We start from the raw sequence: 5,437 nt of genomic DNA on the forward strand, positions 1-5,437 counted from the left end.
ACAAGAGTTGGCTATGATTATTCTTGGAACCTGCCGCGAAGCGGCTTAGTTCAACAGTACTTAGGCGGGTCCGCTATCAACACTTGGTGCGTCTCAGCGGGCTGCATAACACCCCTGACATCTTGCCAGGATGACCCAAGATCCCCCTGTTGGCAATGGATCACAGGAGGAGCGCAGGACAGACTGGAATCTTAGACGGACCCGGTATCCAACTGTTCCTTCGGCTACGGAGCCCCGCTCCAAGAAGCACACTCCGTCCTCCGCGATCCACCCCAAGGGGGGTTGAGATCAATCCCGTCCCCTCAAGAGGACGTGACATCCAAGAAACTTGCACCACCGTCCTCCCCGATCCGCACGAATCAAACCAGCGGCGGGCTTGAGGATGACCCACTGCAACCTGGCGGGATGTGAGGTCGCTACTCACTGACGACAACGATTGACCAGCTCCTCCCCCGCCTAATGGGTCAGATCTCAGAAGGCTTGGTGGAGGGCTACAACCCCCGCCTTCAGGTTCGCCCCCGTAGATCTTCAGCTTGATTCAACGAGCAGGCAGAGAACTGACTGAGCTCACTCTGGAGTGCAAGGGAAGCGGTTGCATCCATCACCTTCACTGAAGGCCTCACGTCCTGTTTCGTTGGGGTTGCGGAAGACCCGCTGAGCTGGCAGCACTGTGTCCAGTCACCCCCAGGCCAATGACCCTGACCAATGCCGACATCTCCACCGAGCTCCTGATGGCCACCACCACTACCCTCCAAGAAATCGAGTGCCGCATGAATGCCCGCGCCTTCACCGCCGTACACCACCCCGAGCAGGGTCCAGCAGTGAGGCAGGTGCTGGACCTGCTCCTGGAGTTTCTGGACCGCACCAGCGCCGACGGGGTGATTTGAGCGGACACCCACTACCACTGCATGACTGCTTGCCTACGTTGAAGCCATCACAACGCTCCTGCAGAGCAGCTTGAGGGGGGGGTTGCCCCCAAGGTCGTTGAAGCCAACAGTCACGTGGAAGGCGGCTCAGCGAGCTTTCAACTCTGGTGGCATGTGCGGGCGCTACTCACTGACGACCACGCTCGACCAGCTGCTGCCCCGCCTCAAGGGGCAGCTGCCTGATGACCTGCTGGAGACCTTTCAACCCAACTGCGGGTCCACCATGGAGTGTCCCTGACCACTGGCCTTGTGTTTTTTCGATGAGAGCTGGCCTGGTGCTCAGCTCCCGCTCAGCTCCCGCCTGATGTCACAGTCCCTGAGAAATCAATCGGGGCGACAGGATTCGAACCTGCGACCTAGTGCTCCCAAAGGAACATTGTGGCCCCAGTCTCAGACTGAAGAATCCAGTGCTGATCCGGCTTCCTGACTGGTTTCTGCGTTTGGCAGGATTTGCCAGAATCCGGTAGAAAGGGGCAGATTTCACACAGATCTCACACGCCGTGTGAAGCCATGCCATCCGCAAACGTCTGGGAAGCGGGTTTCCGTGCCGCCGTGAAGGCCTCCACGCCATCCGGCTGGACTGTCACCCCACACAAGGGCCAGGTGCGCCTCCAGGTGCGGGAGACCGGCGCTCCGGGGACACCGCCGCGCAATCAATCGACCGTCATCCCCTACCGCTGGGAAGCGGCAGCCCAGGCCGATGCGCTGCTCCGCATCCGGGTCATCTCCCAGCTGTATGACGGCTCCCTGACCGCTGCCGCGCAGCAAGCGGAGGGCCGCTCCAGCTATGCGGCCATAGATTGGCCCAGCGCCGTGGCCGCCTACCGCCACCAGCGCATCGATATCCAGGCCGTCACCAGCGCCGCCACCTGGGCGAAAAAGTATGCCCCGGTCCTGAGTGACTCCGTCGCGGCAATGGCATCACGCCGCCCGCCCGCCGACGCTCAAACACTTTTCGATCTGGTGTTGAGCAGGTGGAAGCCAGGCAGCCGCTCCAGGCAGATCGCCCGCCAATCCCTCGCCGGCTTCCTGACCTATGCGGTGGCCCGGCAGGGCTTCGGTCGGGCCTGGCAGCCACCGCCAGCTGTCAGGGAAGCCCGCATCCCGAAGCGCGACGGCTGGCCCTTGTCCGATGCGCAGATCCTGCGGTTGATCGATGCGCTGCCAACCACGCTTGCTGGTGAGCGGTGGCGGTTCGCGCTCCAGCTGCTGGCCACCTATGGGCTCAGGCCAGAGGAACTTCGCCACCTTCACCCGATCGATGGCGGCATCACCTGCAGTTACCGCAAGGCGGCTGGGCCAGGCCGGCGCACCAAACCCCGACGGCTACATCCACTTCTGATGCGGGATCTGGAGGGCAGCCCGGTGGACTGGCACCTTCCCCAGCGGCTTGCAGTCGGCGAAGCCCTACCCCCGCTGGGGCAGCCAGGCAAGGGTGGCGAAGCACTGCGCACCTACCTGATGCGCCAACCTATGTGGAGATCCCTTGAGGGCGAAGTAGCCGCCGCAGGGGGAACGCTGACCGGTTACTGCTTTCGTCACCGATACGCGAAGGGCAGCCATGCGGCGGGGCTGCCGGTCGCGCAGGTCGCCACAGCTATGGGTCACACAATCGAGGTGCATCTGGCCGCCTATGCCCGATTCCAGCCGGATGCGGTCGGCGTCGCCTATGAGATGGCGAACCAGTCCACCGCCCCGAACAGGAGCCTGCAGTGAGGAGGTCTCTGGAGGAGCTGCTGGAAGTCCTGGACCGCTCCAGCCCCGACGGGGTGATCTGACTACCACTGCGGCTGCACCCGCCTCCAGCCAGCCTTGAGGAGCCTCTGCCACTGCTCGACCGCCCGCTTACGGGCAAGCCTCTCTCGCCGCTTCAAGAGGGCAGGCTGACCGGGGATCGGCTCCCCTCGGTCGATGAAGACGTAGGCCTCGTAGCGGGCAGCTGGGTCACGGTGGAAGCGGAGGACGTTGCGGCCATTGGGCTCCTGGAGCCAGCCTTCCATAGAGAGGTGAGTAGTACGCCTTTACAATCGCGTGGTCTCCCTTCGATGTGGTTCGCCGTAGCGGCCTCACACTCAATCGTCAGCTGAACAACGTAGCGGGACTATACAACTAGCCAGCTGCCAGTCATTCTCCATACAAGCCTCCAAATCACCTGCAGGCAAGAGAAAGTTCTGCGCCATCCGAATGTAAAGACATAATAGATAAGGGTCAGTCAGCTTTTATGCCGACTTCCTTTAGCTCGCAAAGCGTCTTGGCTTCTTCTGCCGAATAAGGCTGATTCAATTCTACTGATTCACCAGCGCAGACTCCTTGTCTGAACCAGGAGTTCACGGAATCAAATCCCCACACAGTCATACTCTGTTGACGGCGCTTTGGTCCCTCTGCGTAGGGAGTGCAGCCAAGCTTTTTCCAAGCCCCCCCTTCAAGCCAGCGAGAGTCATCATTGCCAAGGTCAATCACGTAGCCCATGGGCTTCTTCTCAATAGATTTTGCGACATAGTTCGTCCCAACTAGCCCTTTGATGCACTCACCAATAGAGCTCTTCTTGCATTCGGCATAAGCCAAGTCAGCAGAGAGTCCGATTTCCTTGAACTTGTTGATGCAGGCAAAGAGAGTCGCTTGGTCAGCCTTGGCTGAGGCTCCGATCAGAGAACCAGCAGTGAAGGCTGCCGCAGCCACGAACGCACGCATGAACAATCCGCATCACTGTTCCCAGCTTGACACAACCTTGCATCAGCCTTGTCAGCCTCGCTGTATCGGCGCACTGGTCATCTCAAGCCCCCGGGTGTACTGATGAGAGGGGTGACATCTTTCCTGAACCCGGGGGGACAGGTACACAGGCTGATTCAATTTAGCTCAGCGCGGACTGAATCTATCCAGCGGGGGACCGTCAGCGATCGGGGCGGCGATCTAACGCAGCGTCCTCGACCACTGATCACCTCCATGGCGACCCTGGCCTTGAACTCGGGGCTGTGGGTGCGGCGCTTGCTCATCGGTGGGAGCCCCTTTCAGGGACGGTGCCCCGCCTCAGAGGTAAACGATGGGGTCTGTCCAGAAAAACCAGACCACCTCAGGGTAAACTATGGCGATAAAGTTCATGCATTGACATTTGGAGGTTCTGTCTCTATTTTCCCTGCATACTTCTAATTCAGGATTTAGTCAAAGGCCGAAGACCTTACTCTCTCAGCCAGCGTATCAAGGATTTCAGCCAAGGAATTCCTTGGGTGCGAGGGACAAGGATAGAAGCCCAAGGTCTGCGTGATCGCCAGTCTGCCGGAAACCCCATTCTCTCTGCCTGGTCTGGCGTTAGCTTCGAAAGAAAGGCTGCATCAAGTCTTTTGTGCCACGACGAATGAGGGGCAACGATAATCATCAGCTTGGCCATCAAGGAAAGATGGTTATACATACGATTCTCCACCCGAGCATTGTCATGTGTCATCACGAGATCAAACTGCTTACCCACTACGTTGGAATGTCTCACAGGGAATCTCTTATCCCATAAGCGCCCATGATGTGCGGCCTGGTTCCGAATCAATAAAAGAATGTGAAGCGAAGTTCTCGCATCGCTCCAGCGGAGAAAGCCAAAATGCCTGGCAATACCTGCCTTAATCCCGCTGCCTTGATTCTCGCGTGTCGCTGATATCCAGTTCAATAACTGCTTAAAAGACATGACCTCACTACTTGCCCATACAGGGGGAAGACTGGGAGACGAGTATGTGCGCCGGTAATGAGCAACAAACTCTTCGTTTTCTCTTTTTAGTTCACGCTCTAGCAAGCCCAATGATGTCCCGTGGTCGAATAGCGTCTCATGATTAGTCTTTGTGTGTGTTTTTATAGTCCTGAACAGATGGGCTTTCGCGTAGAAGTGGGCGTCGTTATATGCAAGGCAGCCTATGTTGACCCACTGAGATCTCAGTGCAACCTCGACTCTATCAATGGCATCTACTACCAATAACCGTAAGACTCTGTCGAGCTCATATAAGGCAAAGACCTTTTCGAACGAAGCACCGGGCTTAAAACAGTGACTTCGTGCGTGGCCGGAAGGAGGAGGAGTTTCGAAAAAGAGTAGGTAGCCGCTTAGTCTGTAGTAGCTAACTTGCTCTAGCTTTTGAGCAGCCCGATCAAAATTCACAATTGCAAGCCCCCTGGATTGAAGAAGGCTTAACTGATCTTTGATGTTGATCGGTGTCTTGGTATAGTGCCGCACGTAAAAATCTGTGAGGACCTCCCCTGGTGGGCATCGTTGAGAGGCCTGGAGAGGTACTAACTCGCAAAACATAGCACCCGCACCTCTGATGTGCGGATGCCTCGGCCTCCTGATGATCCGACAGGCATCGGGGTCGTGTTTGCGGACTGAACTGGTTAAGATGGAGAGGGTGGTCAAGTCGCTTCACGGACGCCATCCATGGTGGTTCAGAGGCGATAGTGCCACCACGGGTGGTGATTGCGGCCGAAGTGTCAAGCGACATCCGGAATTGGTCCTCCGGCGACACGAAATCTGGCCCACCCTG

At 58.0% G+C, this 5,437-nt stretch carries 5 protein-coding genes; 2 read left to right on the forward strand and 3 right to left on the reverse strand.

Going from position 1 to position 5,437, the window contains the following annotated elements; genetic code table 11:
• The first annotated feature begins 692 nt into the window (after positions 1 to 692).
• On the forward strand, positions 693 to 887 hold the full coding sequence (locus ACWJI7_RS13965; RefSeq protein WP_479938802.1) for a hypothetical protein: 195 nt from the start codon (positions 693 to 695) through the stop codon (positions 885 to 887).
• A 654-nt stretch (positions 888 to 1,541) separates the two neighbouring features.
• A complete protein-coding gene (locus ACWJI7_RS13970; protein ID WP_479938803.1) occupies positions 1,542 to 2,642 on the forward strand; it encodes an integrase in 1,101 nt (366 codons plus the stop codon).
• A 62-nt stretch (positions 2,643 to 2,704) separates the two neighbouring features.
• Here the strand turns inward: ACWJI7_RS13970 and ACWJI7_RS13975 are convergent, their stop codons facing one another.
• The 3 genes from ACWJI7_RS13975 to ACWJI7_RS13985 form a co-directional block, all read right to left on the reverse strand.
• The gene (locus tag ACWJI7_RS13975; RefSeq protein ID WP_479938805.1) at positions 2,705 to 2,926 is read right to left on the reverse strand and encodes a DUF1651 domain-containing protein; all 222 of its coding nucleotides are present in this window, start codon (positions 2,924 to 2,926) and stop codon (positions 2,705 to 2,707) included.
• A gap of 208 nt (positions 2,927 to 3,134) precedes the next feature.
• Positions 3,135 to 3,617: a hypothetical protein gene (locus ACWJI7_RS13980; RefSeq protein ID WP_479938806.1), complete on the reverse strand. Its 483-nt coding sequence runs from the start codon at positions 3,615 to 3,617 to the stop codon at positions 3,135 to 3,137.
• Positions 3,618 to 4,101: 484 nt separating this feature from the next.
• Complete coding sequence (locus ACWJI7_RS13985) at positions 4,102 to 5,133, reverse strand: Abi family protein (protein WP_479938807.1); 1,032 nt, start codon at positions 5,131 to 5,133, stop codon at positions 4,102 to 4,104.
• Between the last annotated feature and the right edge of the window lie 304 nt (positions 5,134 to 5,437).

This window comes from Cryptocyanus atlanticus LEGE 06306 (genome assembly GCF_056633155.1).